The sequence below is a fragment of the Nonomuraea thailandensis genome, assembly GCF_024172165.1.
Classification (GTDB): Bacteria; Actinomycetota; Actinomycetes; order Streptosporangiales; family Streptosporangiaceae; genus Nonomuraea; species Nonomuraea thailandensis.
The window spans coordinates 4,369,040-4,387,432 of record NZ_JAMZEB010000002.1; the positions used below are offsets into that span (position 1 = coordinate 4,369,040).

Consider the following 18,393-nt stretch of genomic DNA (forward strand, 5'->3'; position numbering starts at 1 on the left):
TCCGCACATTGACCAGCTAGGGGGTTTTGTCCGAGATCGTCCACTGGTCGCCCCAGGCCCGCCGCCACATGGCCAGAGGACGGCAACGGAGATCGTCCAGCCCCGGCACGACATGCGTGGACATCGCTGCACAACCCGGACGGGCCGCCGCCCACGACGTCGGCCGCCCCGCCGGCGGGATCAGCCGTAAGCCTTGGCGACGCCGTCGAGCAGGTGCTCCAGCGTGTCGTAGGAGGGGATGTCGACCACGTCGATGAGGTCGGCCGCGACGCGTACGCCGTGCTCGGCGGCCACCTCGGTGAAGCGGGCGGCGTCGCCCGAGCGGAAGCCGTGCCCGGCGGCGAGCCGCTGCAACTGCGGGTCGGTGCTGAGCAGGCGCCCGACGCGGTCGCCCGAGGGGGTGAACGGCACCAGCGTGTGCTTGGACAGCACGGTCGGCGACGGGTACATCAGCACCATGCCCGGCTTGATCTGCCCGCGCGCGGCGGCCTCGACGTACTGCGCCTCGTAGATCAGGACCAGCGGCGACGGGCCCATGCCGACGGTGAGGTACTCGCCGAACGGGCCCTCGGAGGTGTCGTCGGTGTAACCCTGGCCGGTGAACAGCGGCGTCACCAGGGGCAGCACCGCCTTCTCCGCGGCGGCTCCGTGCACGACCTTGCCGCCGTTCGCGACGTAACTGGTGATCGCCAGGTACATGGCGGCGGAGTTCGAGGTGCGGGGGTCGGTCGTGGAGATCAGGACGTCCTTGTCGACGGGATAGGCCGTGCTGCCGTCGAGCTGCTCCCACTTCGTGCCCCTGGTGACCAGGTCGAGGTGGCGGCCGACGTCGAAGGCCGGGACCTGGCCCTGCCGGACGACGCCCGCTTCGGTGAGCAGGTCGGCGATGGGCTGGAACGTCGCGATCGCCATGGGTGAGGAGAACGGCGTGTACTTCGTGCCGGCCCTGCGCTCGCGCTGGATGTGCTCGCCAGCCGGGGCGCTGGACGGGAACGCGAAGTCGTAGCGGCCGAGGTCCATCGAGGTGGCGATCTGGCGCGAGCCGGCCGTCTCGATCTCGACCTTCAGGCCCATGCCCGCCAGGGCCCGCACCACCTGCGGGTCCTCGAAGAACCCCTTCTTCTCCGAGCCGATCACGCCCCGGACGATGGTCAGCGGCGGCGTGGCCGGGGTCGCCGGCTCGTCCTGGCCGAGGCTCACGACCACCACGGCGGCGACCACGACGACCGCGGTCGCCACGCCGATCGGGAGCAGCGCCTTGCGCCGGGGCACGCTCGCCGACGCCGCCTCCACGGACGCCTCGTCCGGCGTGACGGCTGCAGCGGGTGTGACGGTTTCCGCGGATGTGACGGCTTCAGCGGGCGCGACGCTCTGGACGGGCGCGGTGCTCTGGACAGGTGCAGCAGTCTGGACGCGCGCGGCGGTCTCGGTGAGCGAGGCCGCCTCCGCGGGGGCGGCCGTTTCCGGTGGTGCGGTCAGCTCACCGCGGGCCACCCGTTCGGCCAGGACGGGGACGAAGTCCCGGACGGGAAAGCCCTCGAAGCGGCGGCAGGCGGCCTGCATCACCCTCTCGACGTGCTCGGCGGAGTGGGTGTCCGCGAATACCTGGATCAGGTGATCGGTCGTCCGGCGAATCGCCTGTTCCTCGCGGAGGTTATCGACACTCACCAATTTCTCCCCGACGTCGCATTTGTCGTATTTTCACGGCAAGCCAGCAGGGCCTGCCCGAGCGCCGGGACCCAACCATATAGGGGTTTTCGGTCGTGTTGATAACCGTGTCAGCCCTTCATGAGAAAGCCGCAGGAAATGGCCGCGCCACCATGTTCCCGGAAACTGGTCGTTCATATTGCCGGCCATTTTGTTTCCGGGAATACACGTTCGTTCACCGTTCAGTCCCGCAGGCCGACGAGCCTTGCGCTGGCCTCCCAGAGCGCCCGCGCCGGTTCGTCGGCGCGGGCCGTCTCCGACGGGTCCGGCCAGGTGAGCCGGGCGCGCCGCAGGGCGGCGTAGACGTGCCCGTCCGGCGGGATGGCGAGCCCGAGCGCCAGGTCGGCCAGCGTGTGCCCGGCGGCGGCGCGGCTGTTGAGGTGGGGGTCGAGCCTGCCCAGCGGCCACCGCAGCACCGGCGAGCCCAGCACCGACCAGGCCATGCGCAGGGGGAACGGCAGGTCCTTGGCCAGCCCTGTCCCGAAGACCTGGCCGGGGTCGTAGGCGACCACGGTGAGCCGCCCCTCCCCGATGCCCGCCAGCGATCGCGCGGTGAGCACGGCGCACAGCTTCGCGGCCGTGTACGCGTGCTCGCCCGCCTTGCGCGGCCGGGGGTCCAGGCCGGGGTCACGATCAGGGTGCGCCAGCAGCTCCGCGTCGGCGTGACGCGGCGGCGCCAGGCTCGCGCCGGTGGCGGGGTCGTGGGTGCCGCTCGTGGTCAGCACGACGGTCGCCTTGTCCGCCAGGACGGGCAGCAGCAGGCGTGCCAGGAGGTAGGGGGCCAGGTGGTTGACGGCGAACGTCGTCTCGAAGCCGTCGGTGGTGCGGCCGGTCACGCTGGGCAGGATCATCCCGGCGTTGAGCAGCAACGCGTCCACGGGGGCGCCGCCGAGCCGCTCGCGTACCGACTCCGCGAAGGCGCGCACGGAGGCGAGCTCGGCGAGGTCGAGCGGAAGCAGCTCACCGCCGCCGGTGGCGGCCGGACGGCGGGCGCCCAGGATCAGGCGGACGCCCTTCGACCGGGCCAGCCGCTCGGCGGCGATCGCTCCGAAGCCGGAGGTGCCGCCGGTCATCACGATCGTGGACATGGTGAGCTCCGCGGCCTCAGGTGGCGGGCCGCACCAGGCGGCGCAGGGTCTCGCCGATCCCGGTCGGGCACGAGAGCCGCCGGTCGCCGGCGGGCTGGAGCAGGCCGCGTTCGACGGCGTCGTACATGTCGGCGAGCTCCCGCGCGAGCTGCGGCGCCAGGCCCGACTCGACCATGGTGCCCACCCAGGCCGGCTGCGGGACGGTGACCACCTGGAGCGGCCGGCCGAGCACGGCCGCCAGTTCCTCGGCCACCTGCCGCTCGGTGTACTGGGGGTTGTCCAGGTCGATGGTCTCGCCGGCAGGGGTCGGCGACAGGAGGGCCTCCGCGCAGACCCTGCCGACGTCGCGCGTGGCGATCATCGGGACAGGGGTGTCGGCCGAGCCGAAGACCGGGTAGACGCCGGCCCCGCGTGCGGCGTCGAGCACCGACTCCACCTTCTCCTGGAAGTGGCCCGAGCGGACGGCGGTCAGCACCACGCCCGTCTCGCGCAGCAGGCTCTCGAGGTGGTGCAGCCAGCGGACGGGGCCGGTGCCCCCGGCCAGCTCGGCGCCGAGCGAGGACAGCATCACCACGTGCGGGACGCCGCTGTCCTGGACCGCGCCGGCGATCGAGGCCGACAGCGCGCGGTGCCCGGCGTCGTCCGCCCCCGGATCGGTGGGAAGCATGACGAACGCCCCGTGGCAGCCGCGGAACGACTCCGCCAGCGCCGCCCTGTCACCCAGGTCGGCGGCGAGCACCTCCGCCCCGGCCTCGCTCCAGGTGCCGCCCTTGGCCGGGTCGCGGAGCACGGCCCGCACCCGCTCGCCCTTGGCCAGCAGCTCCCTGGCCGCCGCACCGCCGACGTGGCCCGTCACTCCGGTGATCGCGAACATGTGGCGCCTCCTGTCGTTCGTCGTTCGTCTGTCATGTCCAGTACAGGCACTGGCGGCTGGACCATCCATATTTCTGACGCTCGGTTGCATTTCTGCGCGTCTAGGCTGGGGAGCGTGGACCCGCTAGCCGATCTGCTCGACGGCGTCCGTGCCCGCAGCGCGGATTTCTGCCGGGCGATCCTCGAGCCTCCGTGGTCGTTGCGCATCGCCGACGGGGCCATGCTGGCGCTGGCCACCGCGCTGCGCGGGCATGCCTGGATCGTGCCCGACGAGGGCGAGCCCGTGCTGATGCGCACCGGGGACGTGGCCATCATCAAGGGGCCGGCCCCGTACACGATCGGCGACGACCCCGCCACCGAGCCGGACACCATCGTGCACCCGGGCAACCGCCTGACCACCATGGACGGCGTGGACGTCACCGACGCGCTGCGGATCGGCCCGCGCACGAGCGGGCAGTCGCCCGACGGGTCGGCGATCGTGGCCAGCGGCACCTACCAGGTCAGCGGGGACGTGACCGGGCGGCTGCTGAACGCCCTGCCGCACATCCTCGTCGTGCCGCGGCCGAGCACGCAGGCTCCGATCATGGATCTGCTGGCCCAGGAGCTGAGCGGCGAGGGGCCGGGCCAGCGGGTCTTCCTCGACCGGCTGCTGGACCTGGCGCTGATCGCGACCCTGCGTGCCTGGTTCGCCCGCCCGGAGGCGCGGGCGCCCGGCTGGTACCGGGCGCAGAGCGACCCGCTGATCGGCCCGGCGTTGCGGCTGATCCACGACGATCCGGCCCGGCCGTGGACGGTGGCCGCGCTGGCCGCCAAGGTGGGCGCCTCGCGGGCGGCGTTCGCGCGGCGTTTCGCCACCCTCGTGGGCGAGCCGCCCATGGCCTACCTCACCGGCTGGCGGATCGCGCTGGCCGCCGATCTCCTGCGCTCCTCGGAGACCACGATCGACGCGATCGCCCGGCATGTCGGGTACGCCAACGCGTTCGCGCTGAGCGTGGCCTTCAAGCGGGTCCGCGGCGTGTCTCCGAGCCACCACCGCGCCGGCGTGTGAGCCCGGCCGCGATGGCCGGCCAGGGTGCCGGGCTCACATACTCCTGAGCCGGCCCGGCGGTGCCGGTGCCGCCAGCGGTTGCCGCGCTCGGGGAAGTCGATCGAAGACGTTCCGGACGGGCCGTGGCACGGGCAGGATCGGACGTGGCCGTCCGTCCGCCGGGCAAGGGAGCTCATGACCGTGACCACGCCGTTCGACCCCGTTCGCCCCCTGATGGGGGTCGAGGAGGAGTACTTCGTCGTCGATCCCCGCACCCGGGAGGTGGTGCCGCGGGCCGGGCAGGTCGTCCGGCGGGCCGCCGGTGAGCTCGGTGAGCGGGTGTGCACCGAGATCACGCGCTTCCAGGTGGAGGCCAAGACGCCGCCCTGCGCCGAGCCCGCCGCCCTGGAGCGGGAGCTGCGCCGCATGCGGGACGCGGTCGCCGCCGCCGCGCGGGCCGAAGGGCTGGCCGTGGTCGCCTCGGGCACGCCCGTGCTGGGCGAGGCGGTGCCGCCGCCCATCACCGAGGACCCCCGCTACGACCTCGGCATCGAGAACTACCGGGCGCTCCACGACGAGCAGGCCATCTGCGCCGGCCACGTCCACGTCCACCTGCCCGACCGGGAGCGGGTGCCGCTGGTGTGCAACCACCTGCGGCCCTGGCTGCCCGCCCTGATCGCGCTCATGGCCAACTCGCCGTTCTGGACGGGCCGTGACACCGGGTACGCGGGCTGGCGGGTGCTGTCCTGGGGCAAGTGGCCGGTGGCCGGGCCGCCGCCGTACCTGGAGAGTCTCGGCCACTACGAGAGCGTGGTCACGGGGCTGACCGCGAGCGGGGCGCTGGTCGATCCGGCGACGGTGTTCTGGGACGTGCGGCCGTCGCCGCGGCTGCCCACGGTGGAGGTGCGGGTGAGTGACGTGCCGGCCTCGGCGGCGGAGTCGGTGCTGCTGGCGCTGCTGGTCAGGGCGCTGGTCACGGTCTCACTGGAGCGGGTGGAGGCGGGCGATCCCGGGCCGCGGGTGACGGGCGAGCTGCTGCGGGTGGCGTACTGGCGGGCTGCCAGGGACGGGCTCGACGGGCACGGCGTCGATCCGCACACCGGGCGGGCGGTGCCGGTGGCGGAGATCGTGGAGGGGCTGCTGGAGCACGTCCGGCCCGCCCTGGCCGGCAGCGGTGATCTGGAGGCGGTCATGCGGGGGTGGCGGTGGTTGCGCGCCGCCGGGAGCGGGGCCGCCCGGCAGCGGGCCGCGTGGAAGGCGCGCGGGTCGGTCGAGGGCGTGGTGGACGACCTGGTGGAGCGCTTCCTGGCCTAGCGAGCCCGCAGGTGCTGCTGGCCTTGGCCGGCAGGTACCCGTACGGGGACTCGGCCGGTCAGGCCGGCAGGTGCTCGGACAGGAAGGAGCGCAGCGGGGCGGCGTGGCGTACCGGGTCCTGCCAGCGGGCCTGCAGATCCTCCAGCAGGTGGCGCTCGGCGGTGAGCTCGCCGCGCCGCCAGACCCGGACGACGGGATGCAGGAAGGCGCACTCGTCGGCGCGGTCGGGCGTCGGGTGCCGCCGGATGGCGAACACGTCGGGGTGCCGGTCGCGGGGGCCCCAGCGCAGGGTGACGGTGAGCAGCAGGTCCTCGGCGGCGAAGCGGGAGACGGCGTAGTCCTCCGGCAGGTCCTCGTAGTGCCGCGCCACCTGCCCGCCCGCGTCGATCACGTACGCGTCCGCCAGGTACTCGAACTGCGTCCACAACGCCGAACTGTGATTGACGCGGCCGAGCACGTCGTCCGTCAGCGCGCCGGCGCCGGCGGGCAGTTCGCGCGAGCGCAGCGGCACGCCGTCGTAGCGCTCGCACAGCAGCGCGGCCAGCGTGCGCAGGTTGTAGCGGAAGCCGTCGATGAACGCGGAGGAGGCGCGCTTGAAGTCGCGGGCCTGCATGAGCGTGCCGGCGAAGTACAGGCCGTCGACGTTGGCCGACTGGAAGTCGGGGCGGATGGCCGGGATGCGCCCGTTCGGGGCCGGATCGGGCCGGCAGGACTCGGCGAACAGCCCGGCGTCCATGGTGAAACCGGTGCAGCGCAGCACGGCGTCGTAGTCGAGCACCGCCTGCTCGCCGTCGGCCAGCGTGTACGTGATCGCGGCCCGGTACCCCTCGTCCTCACGCCAGATCCGGTCCACGGTGCACTCCAGCACGGCGTGCAGGGTCTTGAACCAGTAGCTGTCCAGCAGCGCGCCGTACATCCCGCGCACGTGCCCGGGATGCTTGCTGGCCCATGTCATCCGTACCGGGCTGGGGCTGGCCAGGTGGATCACCGACGCGTACGGCAGCAGCGCCTGGGCCGTCTCGAACGCCGAGTTGCCCTTGCCGACGATCAGCACCCGCTGCCCGGTGAACCCGGCGCCGTCGGCGGGCACGTCCTCGTAGCCGGTGGCCAGCTCGATGCCGGGGATGGCGGGCACGTGCGGGCCGCCCCAGCCGGTCGCCACGATCACGCAGTCGGCGCGGTAGACCTCGCCGCCGGTGTGGACGGCGAACCGGCCGCCCTCCTTCTCCACCCGCAGCACCGGCGTGGAGTAGCGCACGCGCAGGCCGTGCACGCGCTGGAAGTCCGCCAGGTAGCGCACCAGGTCGTCGGCGTGCGGGAAGTACTCCTGCGAGTAGCTCGGGAACGCCAGCTCGGGGCCGTCGTTGAGCAGGGAGTTCCAGTCCCAGCGGAGCTGGATCTCGCGGTCCTTCTCGCCGGTGTGGACCTTGTTCAGCGAGATCAGCCGGCGGTGGCGCGGGTAGCGGCGGAAGAAGCCGCCGGGCGACTCCTCCCGCTCCAGGGTGACGTAGTCGGCCCCGGCCCGCTGCAGGAAGTGGCTGAGCTGGAGCCCGCCGGGGCCGGCGCCGATGATCAGGTAGCGGTGGTCGTGCGTCACCCGGCGTGTCCCGCCTGCTGGGGGGCGGGATGGCCGTAACCGTACGTCACGACGCGCTCGGCGGCCGTGGCGTAGACGGCGGGGTCGTCGGGGGCGTGCGTGGCCAGGCCGTCCACGTACCGGTTGAACATGCAGAACGCCGCCGCGATCAGCACCGTGTCGTGAACCTCCAGGTCGGTGGCACCCTCCGACTTGGCGGCCTCGACCAGGTCGCCGGTGACCTCTCGGCCGCCGCGCTGGACGGCGGCGGCGATCGCCAGCAGCGCCTTGAGCTTCCGCGAGATCTCCGCGCCGGCGGCGTCGGCGCGGACCCGGTCGACCAGTTCCATGCCGCCGGGGAGCTGGGCGGCGGCGAACGCGGCGTGCGAGGCCGTGCAGAAGCGGCACTCGTTCAACCCTGACACGTAGGTCGCGATCAGCTCCCGCTCGCCGCGCGTCAGCGTGCTGTCGCCGCGGAGCAACACCTCGGCCAGGGCGTTCAGCGGCTGCGCGGTCTCGGGGCGGAACGCGAAGAGGCCGCGAATTCCGGGCTCACCAGAATCGATGGCGATATGGGGCATTAATGCTCCTCAATTTCGGCCGGTCCGGTCGGTCACCTCCTGCATGATCGGGTCGCGGCTTCTTCACTGTCAACGTCCCCCTTTTCCTCATTTATGCGCCTATTTCGGACGCCTTCTTGTTTTGTGGATCTACGCAGCGTAAGGTCGCGAACGGCTCATAAGCCCTGTTTGCGATGGGACGGAATCCATGACCGAACATTCCAGCATCACTGTCGCCAGCGGTTTCTACGACGCTCTCGCCAAGGGCGACCTGGACGTTCTGCGAGACCTCCTCACCGACGACGTGGTCTTCCACGTTCCCGGCCGCGGCCCGATGGCCCGTGACTACCGCGGCAAGGAGGAGGTGCTCGGCTACCTGGCGCGGCTGGCCGAGGCCGCCACGGGCGGGCTGCGGCTGGAGCCGGAGGAGTACCTCGTCGGCGGGGACCGCGTGGCCGCGGTGCTGTCGATCCGTGGTGAGCGTGACGGCCGCACCCTCGATGACCACGGCCTGCAGCTCTTCCGGCTGGCCGGCGGGAAGATCAGCGAGCGGACGAGCTATCCGTACGATCCCTACTCCGTGGACGAGTTCTTCGCCTGACGGGCGGGCGCGGGCGCCCTCCGGAGCCCGCGCCCCGGCCCCCTCCAGGGCCCTCTTCGTGGCCGTTCTGCGTGGCTGTTCCGTGGCCGGTCGCCGAGCTCCCGTCGCGGCTCAGCAGGCCTCCTCCAGCTCGTCGGTCCATGTCGCCACGTACCCTCCGGTGAGCCGCGCCCGCTCGGCGTAGTGTTCGGGGTCGTCGCAGGCCAGCGTGGCCAGGCCGTCCACGTAGCGGTTGTACATGCAGAACGCCGCCGCGATCAGCACCGTGTCGTGAATCTCCTCGTCCGTGGCCCCTTCCCGCCTGGCGGTGTCCACGTGCTCGGGCGTGACGTCCTGGCCGCTGCGCTGCACGGCCGCCGCGATCGCCAGCAGCGCCCTGAGCTTGCCCGGGACGGGGGCGTTGTCGGGGTCGGCGCGTATCTGGTCGACCAGGTCCATGCCGCCGGGGACGCGGACTGCGGCGAAGGCGGCGTGCGTGTGGTAGCAGAAGCGGCAGCGGTTGAGCGACGACACGTGCGCCGCGATCAGCTCGCGCTCGCCGCGCGTCAGCGTGCCGTCGCCGCACAGGAGCACTTCGGAGAGCAGAGTCAGCGGCTGCGCGGCCTCCGGCCGGTAGCGGAACAGGCCGCGGATTCCCGGCTCGTCCGTACGTAACGTGATGTGTGCGGAGCTGCCGCCCGCGTGATTGACGAAATCCCGCCGGCGCGGTGGCCAATTCACGGTATTGGGCTTATCCAAAAAAGCAACGTTCGTCATTTTGTCCCTTTCGGATTCGTCGATGTCCGGCACTTTCAGTGTGCGGTGGTCACCTCCGCTGGGGCAGGTCGTGCGCGGCCATCAACGTGCAGGCCGCTGGCCGCTTCCTGCCAGCCGGCCGACGGCCGGGCCGGGGTGAGGAGCGGCCGGGAGGGCGCCACGGGTGACGTGACGGGGCCCACGGGTGAGCTGACGGGCTCCGTGGGCTGCCTGGCGGCTTCCAGAGATGGCCGGGCGGTCGTCACGGCGGTCGTCACGGCGGTCGTCACGGCGGTCGTCACGGCGGTCGTCAGGGCCCGCGTCAGGGCGCGCGTCACCGCGGGCCAGGCGGCGGAGTGCGGGTCGATGAGGGCGAAGTGCCCGGCGTCCTCGATCTCGGTGAGTGCGGCGCCCGTCCGTGCGGCGAACCTGCGGCTCATGTCCACGGGCACGAGCCGGTCGCGGGCGCCGTGCACGAGCGCGAGCCGGGCTTCGGGGGCGAGCGTGAGCCGGGACTCGGAGGCGACCGTGAGCCGGGTCTCGGGGGCGAGGGGCAGCAGCCGTACGGGGTCGGTCAGGTCGAGGAGTTCGGCGCGGCCGTCCAGCAGACGCGCCGCCGCCCCGTCGCCGAGGCCCGCGGCGAACGCCTCCCCCAGGTCCGACAGCGCCGCCAGCGCCACCACCGCGTCGATGGCGGGCTCGCCGTGCCAGGGGCAGGACGCGGGCAGGCGGTGGCGCGAGGCCGACCACAGGGCCAGCTGCCCGCCCGCCGAGTGACCGGCCAGGACGATCCCGCCGCTCTCCCGCCGCTCGGCGGTGACGCGGTCGACCGCGGCGGCCACGTCGTCGAAGGTGCCCGGGTAGCCGCCGCCTGCCTGGCCGAGCCTGCGGTACTCCGGCACGTACACCGGGTGCCCCATGGCGGCCAGCGCGGCCGCCATGGGGCGCGTGTGCGCCCTGTCGTACCGGGACAGCCAGAAGCCGCCGTGCAGCAGGACCACCGCCGGTGCGCTCTCCCGCGGCGGGAGGTAGACGTCGATGACCTGGTCGGGGTGCGGGCCGAAGCGGATGACGCGGTCGGGGGCCCTGACGGTTCTGGTCAGCAGCTCGTGGAAGGACATGCCGGGAGCGTAGGCCGGGGCGGGGTGGTGCCGCCCTGGCCCGGCGTGGCAGGAAGGTGCCGCCCCGATGCAGCAAGGGGACCCGGCGGGCCGCTGCCCGCCGGCGTGGGGGGCGCGCACCATGGTCGGGAGCGTGAAGCCACGTCAGGGGAAGGTACTGCCATGTCAGGATCTGGCACCTCAACGACGCCCGGGTGGGCGGTCCGCAAGGTCACGGTGATCGGGTGCGGGTTGATCGGCACGTCCGTGGGGCTCGCCCTGCGGCGGGCCGGCGTGCGCGTGGCACTCGCCGACCGCGACCCGCGCGCGGTGGAAACGGCCGTACGCAGAGGCGCGGGCGTGCCGTTGACCCGGGAGGCTCCGTCGATCGCGGGCGGGCCGCTGGGGGCAGGCGGGCCGTTGAGCGTGGAGGCGCCCTGGGGGCGGGGGCCTGCGGACGTGGTGGTGATCGCCACGCCGCCCTCCACCGTCGTGCCGGTGTTGCGGTGGGCGCAGGAGCACGGGCTCGGCGTGCTCTACACGGACGTGGCCAGCGTCAAGGCACGGCTGCTCGCGGGGGCGGAGGCGGCCGGGTGCGACCTGACGTCCTTCGTTCCCGGGCATCCCATGGCCGGGCGCGAGTCGTCCGGGCCCGGCGCGGCGAGCGCGGACCTGTTCGAGGGGCGGGCTTGGGCGGTGTGTCACCATCCGGCGCTGTCGCCGCCGGCTGTCCGGGCCGTGACGACGCTGGTGAGCACGTGCGGGGCGCGGGTGGTGCCGATGGAGGCGGAGGCGCACGACCGGGCCGCCGCCGCGGTGTCGCACGCCCCGCACGTGGTGTCGTCGTCGCTGGCGGCGCGTTTCGCCGGCTCGGGGGAGGCGGCGCTGATCCTCGCCGGGCGCGGGCTCCTGGACGTCACGCGCGTGGCGGGCGGGCCCTCCGGGTTGTGGCGCGACATCCTGGAGCACAACGCCGAGCCCGTCGCCGACGTGCTGGAAGCCGTCGCCGGCGACCTCAGCTCCGTGGTGGCCGCGCTGCGCTCCGGGGACCCGGCCCGCCTGCGCGCGCTCACCGACGTGCTCGGGGCGGGCAACGCGGGCCGCTCCCGCATCGTCAGCTCGTGGCCGGGCACGGCGGGCGGCCCGCGCGGCAGGCACGAGACCGCGGCCACCGGCTGAGCCGGGAACGCGCGCCCGGCACCGGACGAGCCCGCCCGCCCCGGACCACCCACGACGGACGGCTCCACGCCAGGACCGGCCCCATGCCGGGCGCGCGTGCTGGTGGGTGCGGTGTGCCGGGTCAGACGTAGAGCGTGTGAGGGGGAAGGCCGCACAGGGTGCGGCCGTACAGCTCGGCGCCGGTGGCGGGGTGGGTCAGGCTGTGCAGGGACATGGTGGCCAGGTCACGGGCGATGCGGTGAAGAGGCTCGTCGTCGCGGATCGACGTCTCGTCACCCGACGCGGCCAGCGTGTCGGCCGCCTGCCTGGCGAGCCTGCACACCTCCCCCGCCTCCGCCCGCGCCCTGGCGCGCTCGGCCAGGCTCCACGGCTCCGCCCGCGCCGCCTTGCCGTCGATGAGCGCGGCCAGGCGGCGCGTGTGGAAGTCCGCCTCGTCGATCTTCATGGTGGCGTCCGCGACCTGGAGGTGGGTCATGGGCGCGGCGGCCCGGCTCTCGTAGTCGGTGTCGGCGAGCCGCCCGTACGTGACGCGCTCGGAGAACGCCTCCCTGGCGGCGCGCGCGAGCCCGAGCGCCGCGCCGGCGGCGCAGACGGAGGCGAACGGCACCAGCGGCGCGCGCGGCGGGGCGCCCCGGAGGGCATCACGCAGCGGCAGCACGCGATGGGCGGGGACGAACAGGTGGTCGGCGACCAGGCCGGCGCCGCCGCAGCCGCGCAGCCCCGGGGCGTCCCACCCGTCCACGAGCCGCAGGTCGGAGGTCCGGGCCAGGGCCAGGACGTGCGTGGGCCTGCCGTCGGCGCCCACCCGCATCGCGGCGATGAGCTGCCACTGGCTGTACGCCGCCCCGGCGATCTGCCCCCACCTGCCGTTGATCTCGATGCCGTCACCGGTCTCGAAGGCCATCGCGGTGGGGCGCAGGGTGCCGCACATGCGCACGTCCGCGCCGTGGAACACGTCCTCCTGCGCCTGGCCGGGGAACATCGCGCAGGCCCACGCCGCGCTCCAGGAGGCCGCGGCGGCCCAGGCGGCGGCGCCGTCGGCCCTGGCCAGCTCGGCCGCGACCGCGGCCACGGTGGCCGCGTCCGCCTCGTAGCCGCCGAAGCGGGCGGGCACGCACAACCGGAACACGCCCGCCAGCGTCATGGCCTCGACGGTCTCGGCGTGCGGCGCGCCGTTGCGCTCGGCCCAGGCCGCCCTGCCGCGCAGCGCCCGCGCCAGGTCGGCCGCGCGGGCGACGAGCTCGGCCCCGCTGGGCGTCGGGAGATTCAGCATCGCGCCTCCTCGTCGGCCGCCAGGGATCGCGTCGCCACCGCCGCCGGAGCCCCGCGTGCCGTCGTCAACCGAGGCTCGCACTCCCCCGCCGCGCGTACATCTCCTGAATTGCGCTCTTCGGCGCCGGGCACGGCATGAGAACACCGCATTCGCGCGGGCGGTTACCGTCGCTGACAGGGGAATCCGAACGGAGTTCATCATGCGACGTATTCGCGTTTCCAAGCCCACCAAGAAGCCCACGCCCGCCCAGCCCGACCTGCGCACTCCCGCCGGTAGGAAGCTGCCTTTCTAGGCTGGCAGGAAACGGCGACAGGAAGGCAGCTTCCTGCCGCCGTACCACCCTTCCGCGGCATTCACCTGAGGGCGATCATGAAAGAAAGTCGAGATTCGACGGGTGAACTGACATGACGATTGTTGCGGAATTCGAGCCTTATCCGATGCCGGACACGGGCGAGCTGCCCGAGAACACTCCGCCGTGGACGCCCGATCCGCGGCGCGCCGTGCTCCTGTTGCTCGACATGCGGAACAGCGTGCTGGACGCCTTCCCGCACGGCGAGGCCCCGCTGCGCGACCTGCTGAGGAACGTGGCGGAGCTGCGCGAGCAGTGCACGCGGTCGGGCATGCCCGTGGCGTACGCGGCGCAGCCCGGCCTCATGACCGAGCAGCAGCAGGGCCTGCTCAGGGACTTCCAGGAGGAGCGCGGGCTGCGGCTGGATCCCGCGCAGCGGCGCTTTCCCGAGTGCGTGGCGCCCAGGGCGCACGACTGGCTCATCGCCAAGAAGCGGTACAGCGCCTTCCACGAGTCCACGCTGTTGTGGCGGCTGCGCGAGTCAGGCCGCGACCAGCTCGTCATCGCGGGCGTGTACGCCCACGCCGGCGTGCTGGCCACGGCGCTCGACGCCTTCACCCACGACGTCCAGCCCTACATCGTGGCCGACGCCATCGCGGACCGCACCGCTGCCGAGCACCTGCAGACGCTCCGCTTCGTGGCCGGCTCCTGCGGCGTCACAATGACCACCAAGCAGCTCCTGACCCAATTGCGCACGCTCTGAGATGCCACGTCCCGTACCTCGATTCAGGCTGGGGTGAAGATCCCCAGGTCAGAATCGAGGTACGCGCATGCTCACGGAAGCGGCGCCCGCCGGTCTCAACGCGCGGCATCACAAGGCCGCGCTCGGAGCGTTCATGGTGATCGTGGTCGCCCACTGGGGCGAGCACATCGCGCAGGCCGTCCAGGTGTACGCGCTCGGCTGGCCGCTGAAGGAGGCGCGGGGCCTGCTGGGCGTGCCGTTCCCGTGGCTCGTCTCCTCCGAGTGGATGCACTACGGGTACGCGCTGGTCATGCTGATCGGCCTGGTCCTGCTGCGGGGCGGGTTCGTCGGCAGGTCCCGCACGTGGTGGAACGTCTCGCTCGGCATCCAGGTCTGGCACCACCTGGAGCATCTGCTCCTGCTGGTCCAGGCGCTGGCGGGCGCGAACCTGCTGGGCCGTCCCGCGCCGACGAGCCTCATCCAGCTCCTGGTGCCGCGCATGGAGCTGCACCTGTTCTACAACGCTCTGGTGTTCGCCCCGATGGTGGTGGCGGTGCTGCTGCACCGGCGTCCCCGCGTGCCGGAGGGCGCCCGCATGCGCTGCACGTGCGCGGTGGCGCCGAGCTGGTGACGAGCAGATGACGACGCCCATGACGACGCCCATGACGACGCCGGGGACACCGCAGGTGACTGCGCCGGAGACGACGCCGGAGACACCGCCGGTGACGACGCCGGTGACGGCCAGGCGGGCGCGCCTGTCCGTCTTCACCGTGACGCTCACGCTCTTCGCGGGCCTGCTGGTCTTCCTGGGCGCGCAGAACGCCGGCACGGTCGTGAGCGCCGCGTTCGCGGACGGCCAGGCGGGCCGCTTCGTGCCGCGGGAGCTGAGCTGTGTTCAGCACCCCGGCCACGAGTCGTGCGTGTGGACCGGCGACTTCGCCTCCGCGGGCGGGACGGTCCTGCTGCGCGGAGTCGAGCTGTACGGCAGCGACCGCACCACGCACCGGGCCGGCCTGCCGGTTCCCGCCGTGGACGTGGGCGCCCCGGCCCGCGTGTACGGGCCCGGCGGCTCCGGCGAGTGGATGTTCCGGGCCCTGCTGCTGGCCGCCGCGGCGGCCATCCTGTGGTCCCTGTACGGCAGGCGTCCCCGCCGCACCCCGGCCCCGCCTGCCACCCGTCCGTGACGTCGTGCACGGACAGGCCCCGCCTTCCGGCTGCCACGCCTTCGTGACAGCGGGAGGGACGGGGCCTCTCGCCTTCAGGCGGCCACGAGCAGGGCGTCGTCCGCCACGCGCGTCGTGCGCCCCGGCAGCGCCCTCCTCTCGGCGACCGTGACGGCGCTCTCCTCGGTGATGACCGCCACGGTGGCGACGTACCCGTCACCGGGGTGCAGCGAGCGGAAGCGCACGTGCGCGGGAGGGATGTCGAGCGGCCAGCTCAGCAGCGCCGGCTCGGCGAAGGGCCCGCTGACCTCCACGTCCTTGGGCGAGACCCGCAGGCCGTGCCCGGTCGCCTTGAGTGCCGCCTCCTTGCGCACCCAGAGCCGGACGAAGGCCTCGTAGCGCTCGTGCCGCGGCAGCGACTCGAGCTGGGCCTGCTCCCACGCCGTGAGCGCGCAGCGCGCCAGGTCGTCCACGGGCTCGGCGGGAACGGCCTCCACGTCCACGCCCAGCGGCCCCTCCTCGGTCAGCGCCACCACGACCCGGTCACCGGAGTGCGAGATCGACACGTGCAGGTGGGCGCCGTCGCCCTTCAGCTCGGGCTTGCCGTGATAGCGGTCGCAATCCGGGCAGGAACGGTCGACGGCCACCTCCTGCGGGCTGGTGCCGAGCTGGGCGGCGCTCGCCGTCCGCAGCAGCCACGCTCCCGTGACGAAACGGCGGCGGTCGGCCGGGCGGCGGAACCTGGCCGCCCTGCCCAGCTCGCGCTCGCTCAGCACCACGGCCATGCTCTCCTCGGTCCGGTCGTCCGGACCCGCCCACCAGATCTGGCACTGTCCCTGTGTCAGCACCGAAGCAATCATCTGTCGTCCTCCCTGGCGTTACGCGTGACAAGGCGGTGGCAGCCCACCAGTTCCCACCGGTCCACTTCCGGGCTCGCGAGGATCTCCCGCACCCGCTCGCCCACCTGCGCGCTCGTGAGCGGCTCGTCGGGGCGGACGCGGATGACGATGGCGCCGGTGGCCTGCGCGAGGTCCTTGTGCCAGCCGGCGGGCAACAGCGCCATGATGCGGATGCCGTCCACCGGCGAGGCCGGCAGCGGCAGGCCGTGCGCCTGGCGCATCGTCAGCTGGATCACCATGGCGGCATGCACCTCCGTCTGCGGAGGAAAGTGCGCTTCATGTCGGGCCTCCCTGCTCTGAGCCATCTCTTCACAGCTCCACTGTGCGGTCGCGGAGGCTGCCGATCGAGGCGTCGGGGAGGCAGGAAGCTGCATGCCGGGCACCGCATGCTGTCAGACAGGCCCTGAGCGGCCTGCCGGGAGGGGTCGGAACGGGGCCCGTCGCGGAAGCTCGCGAGCACGCGAAAGCCCGGCCTCGGTCACACCGAGGCCGGGCTGGAGGCGCGGCCGTCAGCCCCGCCGGTGGGCGGGGCCGGGGAGGGCCGGCAGGGTCAGAGCGAACCGGTAAGGGCTGACAGGGTCAGAGCGGACCGAAATGCGGGCCGAACGGGGCCGGCAGGGTCAGAGCGGGACGTTGCCGTGCTTGCGCGGCGCGCTGTGCTTGCGCTTGTCGCGCAGCATGGCCAGGCCGCGGGCGATCGCCATCCTGGTCTCCGCGGGATCGATCACGTCGTCGACGAGCCCGCGCTCGGCGGTGTAGGTGGGGTGGATGAGCTCGCGCTTGTAGCGTTCGAGAAGCTCGGCGCGCTCGGTGACGGGGTCGGCGGCCGCGGCGAGCTGCCTGCGGTAGATGATGTTGACGGCGCCTTCCGCGCCCATCACGGCGACCTCGTTGGTCGGCCAGGCCAGCGACAGGTCGGTGCCGATGGAGCGGGAGTCCATGACGATGTAGGCGCCGCCGTACGCCTTCCTGACGATGACGGAGATGCGCGGCACCGTCGCCTCGCAGTAGGCGTACAGCAGCTTGGCGCCGTGCCTGATGACGCCCTCGTACTCCTGGTCCTTGCCGGGCAGGAAGCCGGGCACGTCCACGAGCGTCACCAGCGGGATGGAGAAGGCATCACAGAATCGCACAAACCGCGCGGCCTTCTGGGCGGCCTTCGCGTCGAGCACACCGGCCAGCACCGTCGGCTGGTTGGCGACCACGCCGACCACCTCACCGTCGATCCTGGCCAAGGCGCAGATCACGTTGCCCGCCCAGTTCCGGTGCGTCTCCAGGAACTCCCCGTCGTCCACCAGCTCCGCCAGCACCTCACGCATGTCGTACAACTTGTTCTGCTCAGCGGGGACGATCTCGGCAAGCCTGGGACGCAGGTCGGTGGCCGCGCCGCAGGGCGGCCCGGCGGGCGGCCGGCCCAGGTTGTTGCTCGGCAGCATCGACAGCAGGTCGCGCACCGAGGCCAGGCACTCCTCCTCGTCGTCGTGGACGAACGTGGCCACGCCCGAGCGGCTGCCGTGCACCTGGGCGCCGCCGAGCTCGGCGTGCGTCACCCGCTCGCCCGTGACCGCCTCGACCACGTCGGGCCCGGTCAGGTAGAGCTGGGCGGTGTCGCCGGCCATGAACGTGAAGTCGGCCAGCGCCGTGGAGTAGGCCGCGCCGCCGGCGCACGGGCCGAGCACCACGCTGATCTGCGGGATCACGCCGGACGCCTGCACGTAGCGCTGGAAGATGCCGCCGTAGCCGTTCAGCGACAGGACGCCTTCCTGGATCCTGGCGCCGCCGCTGTCGTTCAGCCCGATGAACGGCGCGCCGGTGGACAGCGCCAGCTCCATCACCTTCTGGATCTTCAGGGCGTGCGCCTCGCCCAGCGAGCCGCCGTAGATGGTGAAGTCCTGCGCGTAGACGAACACGCGGCGGCCGTCGATCGTGCCCGAGCCGGTGACGACCCCGTCGGTGTGCGGCCGCTGCCGCTCCATGCCGAGCCCCTGCGCGCGGTGCCTGCGCAGCATGTCGAGCTCGACGAACGAGCCCTCGTCCAGCAGGAGGTCCAGCCGCTCGCGCGCGGTGCGCTTGCCCAGGGCGCGCTGCCGCTCCACGCCCCGGTGGTCGCCGTCGGCGACGTCCTGGCGCAGCCTGCCCAGGTCGTCACGGAGCCGGTCCATCGAGGGGGGCGCCGGCCGTACGGCCCGTTCGAGTTCTTCTGCGGTGATGTCCAGCTCAGAGATGCTCATCGTCTTCTCCTAACAGGCGTCTCCGATTCCTTCAGT

General features: G+C 73.0%; 18 protein-coding genes. 7 read left to right on the forward strand and 11 right to left on the reverse strand.

Features of this window, described 5'->3' with window-relative positions; genetic code table 11:
• Positions 1-180 precede the first annotated feature (180 nt).
• The 3 genes from HD597_RS23650 to HD597_RS23660 all read right to left on the reverse strand — a co-directional run bounded on the left by HD597_RS23650 (position 181) and on the right by HD597_RS23660 (position 3,669).
• Positions 181-1,668, reverse strand: coding sequence for a three-helix bundle dimerization domain-containing protein (locus tag HD597_RS23650; RefSeq protein WP_253744875.1), 1,488 nt, complete (start codon positions 1,666-1,668; stop codon positions 181-183).
• A gap of 221 nt (positions 1,669-1,889) precedes the next feature.
• A complete protein-coding gene (locus HD597_RS23655; RefSeq protein ID WP_253744876.1) occupies positions 1,890-2,795 on the reverse strand; it encodes an SDR family NAD(P)-dependent oxidoreductase in 906 nt (301 codons plus the stop codon).
• A gap of 16 nt (positions 2,796-2,811) precedes the next feature.
• On the reverse strand, positions 2,812-3,669 hold the full coding sequence (locus tag HD597_RS23660) for an NmrA family NAD(P)-binding protein (protein WP_253744877.1): 858 nt from the start codon (positions 3,667-3,669) through the stop codon (positions 2,812-2,814).
• Between the two features lie 114 nt (positions 3,670-3,783).
• On the opposite strand from HD597_RS23660, the gene HD597_RS23665 reads away from it, so the two are divergent.
• Together HD597_RS23665 and HD597_RS23670 are read left to right on the forward strand one after the other, a co-directional pair.
• Positions 3,784-4,716, forward strand: coding sequence for an AraC family transcriptional regulator (locus HD597_RS23665; RefSeq protein WP_253744878.1), 933 nt, complete (start codon positions 3,784-3,786; stop codon positions 4,714-4,716).
• A 174-nt stretch (positions 4,717-4,890) separates the two neighbouring features.
• A complete protein-coding gene (locus tag HD597_RS23670) occupies positions 4,891-6,009 on the forward strand; it encodes a carboxylate-amine ligase (RefSeq protein WP_253744879.1) in 1,119 nt (372 codons plus the stop codon).
• A 58-nt stretch (positions 6,010-6,067) separates the two neighbouring features.
• Here HD597_RS23670 and HD597_RS23675 read toward each other — a convergent pair whose 3' ends face one another.
• Together HD597_RS23675 and HD597_RS23680 are read right to left on the reverse strand one after the other, a co-directional pair.
• The gene (locus HD597_RS23675; protein ID WP_253744880.1) at positions 6,068-7,606 is read right to left on the reverse strand and encodes an NAD(P)-binding domain-containing protein; all 1,539 of its coding nucleotides are present in this window, start codon (positions 7,604-7,606) and stop codon (positions 6,068-6,070) included.
• The gene (locus tag HD597_RS23680; protein ID WP_253744881.1) at positions 7,603-8,166 is read right to left on the reverse strand and encodes a carboxymuconolactone decarboxylase family protein; all 564 of its coding nucleotides are present in this window, start codon (positions 8,164-8,166) and stop codon (positions 7,603-7,605) included. The genes HD597_RS23675 and HD597_RS23680 overlap by 4 nt, the downstream gene beginning before the upstream one ends.
• Positions 8,167-8,353: 187 nt before the next feature.
• Here HD597_RS23680 and HD597_RS23685 point away from each other — a divergent pair, with 187 nt between their 5' ends.
• Entirely contained in the window at positions 8,354-8,746 is a 393-nt protein-coding gene (locus HD597_RS23685) for a nuclear transport factor 2 family protein (RefSeq protein WP_253744882.1), read from the forward strand.
• A gap of 111 nt (positions 8,747-8,857) precedes the next feature.
• Here HD597_RS23685 and HD597_RS23690 read toward each other — a convergent pair whose 3' ends face one another.
• Complete coding sequence (locus HD597_RS23690; RefSeq protein ID WP_253744883.1) at positions 8,858-9,466, reverse strand: carboxymuconolactone decarboxylase family protein; 609 nt, start codon at positions 9,464-9,466, stop codon at positions 8,858-8,860.
• Between the two features lie 71 nt (positions 9,467-9,537).
• Positions 9,538-10,602 (reverse strand): alpha/beta hydrolase, encoded by a 1,065-nt coding sequence (locus HD597_RS23695; protein ID WP_253744884.1) that lies wholly within the window; start codon positions 10,600-10,602, stop codon positions 9,538-9,540.
• Between the two features lie 162 nt (positions 10,603-10,764).
• Here HD597_RS23695 and HD597_RS23700 point away from each other — a divergent pair, with 162 nt between their 5' ends.
• Positions 10,765-11,760 (forward strand): prephenate dehydrogenase, encoded by a 996-nt coding sequence (locus HD597_RS23700; RefSeq protein WP_253744885.1) that lies wholly within the window; start codon positions 10,765-10,767, stop codon positions 11,758-11,760.
• A gap of 121 nt (positions 11,761-11,881) precedes the next feature.
• Here HD597_RS23700 and HD597_RS23705 read toward each other — a convergent pair whose 3' ends face one another.
• Positions 11,882-13,033, reverse strand: a complete 1,152-nt coding sequence (locus HD597_RS23705; protein WP_253744886.1) for an acyl-CoA dehydrogenase family protein — start codon at positions 13,031-13,033, stop codon at positions 11,882-11,884.
• Between the two features lie 437 nt (positions 13,034-13,470).
• On the opposite strand from HD597_RS23705, the gene HD597_RS23710 reads away from it, so the two are divergent.
• From HD597_RS23710 to HD597_RS23720, 3 genes are all read left to right on the forward strand, one after another.
• Entirely contained in the window at positions 13,471-14,085 is a 615-nt protein-coding gene (locus HD597_RS23710; RefSeq protein ID WP_253744887.1) for an isochorismatase family protein, read from the forward strand.
• Between the two features lie 67 nt (positions 14,086-14,152).
• On the forward strand, positions 14,153-14,695 hold the full coding sequence (locus HD597_RS23715) for a hypothetical protein (RefSeq protein ID WP_253744888.1): 543 nt from the start codon (positions 14,153-14,155) through the stop codon (positions 14,693-14,695).
• Between the two features lie 7 nt (positions 14,696-14,702).
• Entirely contained in the window at positions 14,703-15,248 is a 546-nt protein-coding gene (locus HD597_RS23720) for a hypothetical protein (protein WP_253744889.1), read from the forward strand.
• 74 nt (positions 15,249-15,322) lie between these two features.
• Here the strand turns inward: HD597_RS23720 and HD597_RS23725 are convergent, their stop codons facing one another.
• The 3 genes from HD597_RS23725 to HD597_RS23735 all read right to left on the reverse strand — a co-directional run bounded on the left by HD597_RS23725 (position 15,323) and on the right by HD597_RS23735 (position 18,357).
• The gene (locus tag HD597_RS23725) at positions 15,323-16,075 is read right to left on the reverse strand and encodes a 4'-phosphopantetheinyl transferase family protein (RefSeq protein ID WP_253744890.1); all 753 of its coding nucleotides are present in this window, start codon (positions 16,073-16,075) and stop codon (positions 15,323-15,325) included.
• 8 nt (positions 16,076-16,083) lie between these two features.
• Positions 16,084-16,365 carry a hypothetical protein gene (locus HD597_RS23730; RefSeq protein ID WP_253744891.1) on the reverse strand — a complete coding sequence of 94 codons (282 nt, stop codon included), beginning with the start codon at positions 16,363-16,365 and terminating at the stop codon, positions 16,084-16,086.
• 381 nt (positions 16,366-16,746) lie between these two features.
• Entirely contained in the window at positions 16,747-18,357 is a 1,611-nt protein-coding gene (locus tag HD597_RS23735) for an acyl-CoA carboxylase subunit beta (RefSeq protein WP_253744892.1), read from the reverse strand.
• Positions 18,358-18,393: the final 36 nt, after the last annotated feature.

Bases quoted from the DNA above. Each gene is read 5' to 3' on its own strand.
- HD597_RS23655 (WP_253744876.1), bottom strand. From the start codon at position 2,795: ATGTCCACGATCGTGATGACCGGCGGCACCTCCGGCTTCGGAGCGATC.
- HD597_RS23660 (WP_253744877.1), bottom strand. From the start codon at position 3,669: ATGTTCGCGATCACCGGAGTGACGGGCCACGTCGGCGGTGCGGCGGCC.
- HD597_RS23670 (WP_253744879.1), top strand. From the start codon at position 4,891: ATGACCGTGACCACGCCGTTCGACCCCGTTCGCCCCCTGATGGGGGTC.
- HD597_RS23680 (WP_253744881.1), bottom strand. From the start codon at position 8,166: ATGCCCCATATCGCCATCGATTCTGGTGAGCCCGGAATTCGCGGCCTC.
- HD597_RS23685 (WP_253744882.1), top strand. From the start codon at position 8,354: ATGACCGAACATTCCAGCATCACTGTCGCCAGCGGTTTCTACGACGCT.
- HD597_RS23695 (WP_253744884.1), bottom strand. From the start codon at position 10,602: ATGTCCTTCCACGAGCTGCTGACCAGAACCGTCAGGGCCCCCGACCGC.
- HD597_RS23700 (WP_253744885.1), top strand. From the start codon at position 10,765: ATGTCAGGATCTGGCACCTCAACGACGCCCGGGTGGGCGGTCCGCAAG.
- HD597_RS23705 (WP_253744886.1), bottom strand. From the start codon at position 13,033: ATGCTGAATCTCCCGACGCCCAGCGGGGCCGAGCTCGTCGCCCGCGCG.
- HD597_RS23710 (WP_253744887.1), top strand. From the start codon at position 13,471: ATGCCGGACACGGGCGAGCTGCCCGAGAACACTCCGCCGTGGACGCCC.
- HD597_RS23715 (WP_253744888.1), top strand. From the start codon at position 14,153: ATGCTCACGGAAGCGGCGCCCGCCGGTCTCAACGCGCGGCATCACAAG.
- HD597_RS23720 (WP_253744889.1), top strand. From the start codon at position 14,703: ATGACGACGCCCATGACGACGCCCATGACGACGCCGGGGACACCGCAG.
- HD597_RS23730 (WP_253744891.1), bottom strand. From the start codon at position 16,365: ATGGTGATCCAGCTGACGATGCGCCAGGCGCACGGCCTGCCGCTGCCG.
- HD597_RS23735 (WP_253744892.1), bottom strand. From the start codon at position 18,357: ATGAGCATCTCTGAGCTGGACATCACCGCAGAAGAACTCGAACGGGCC.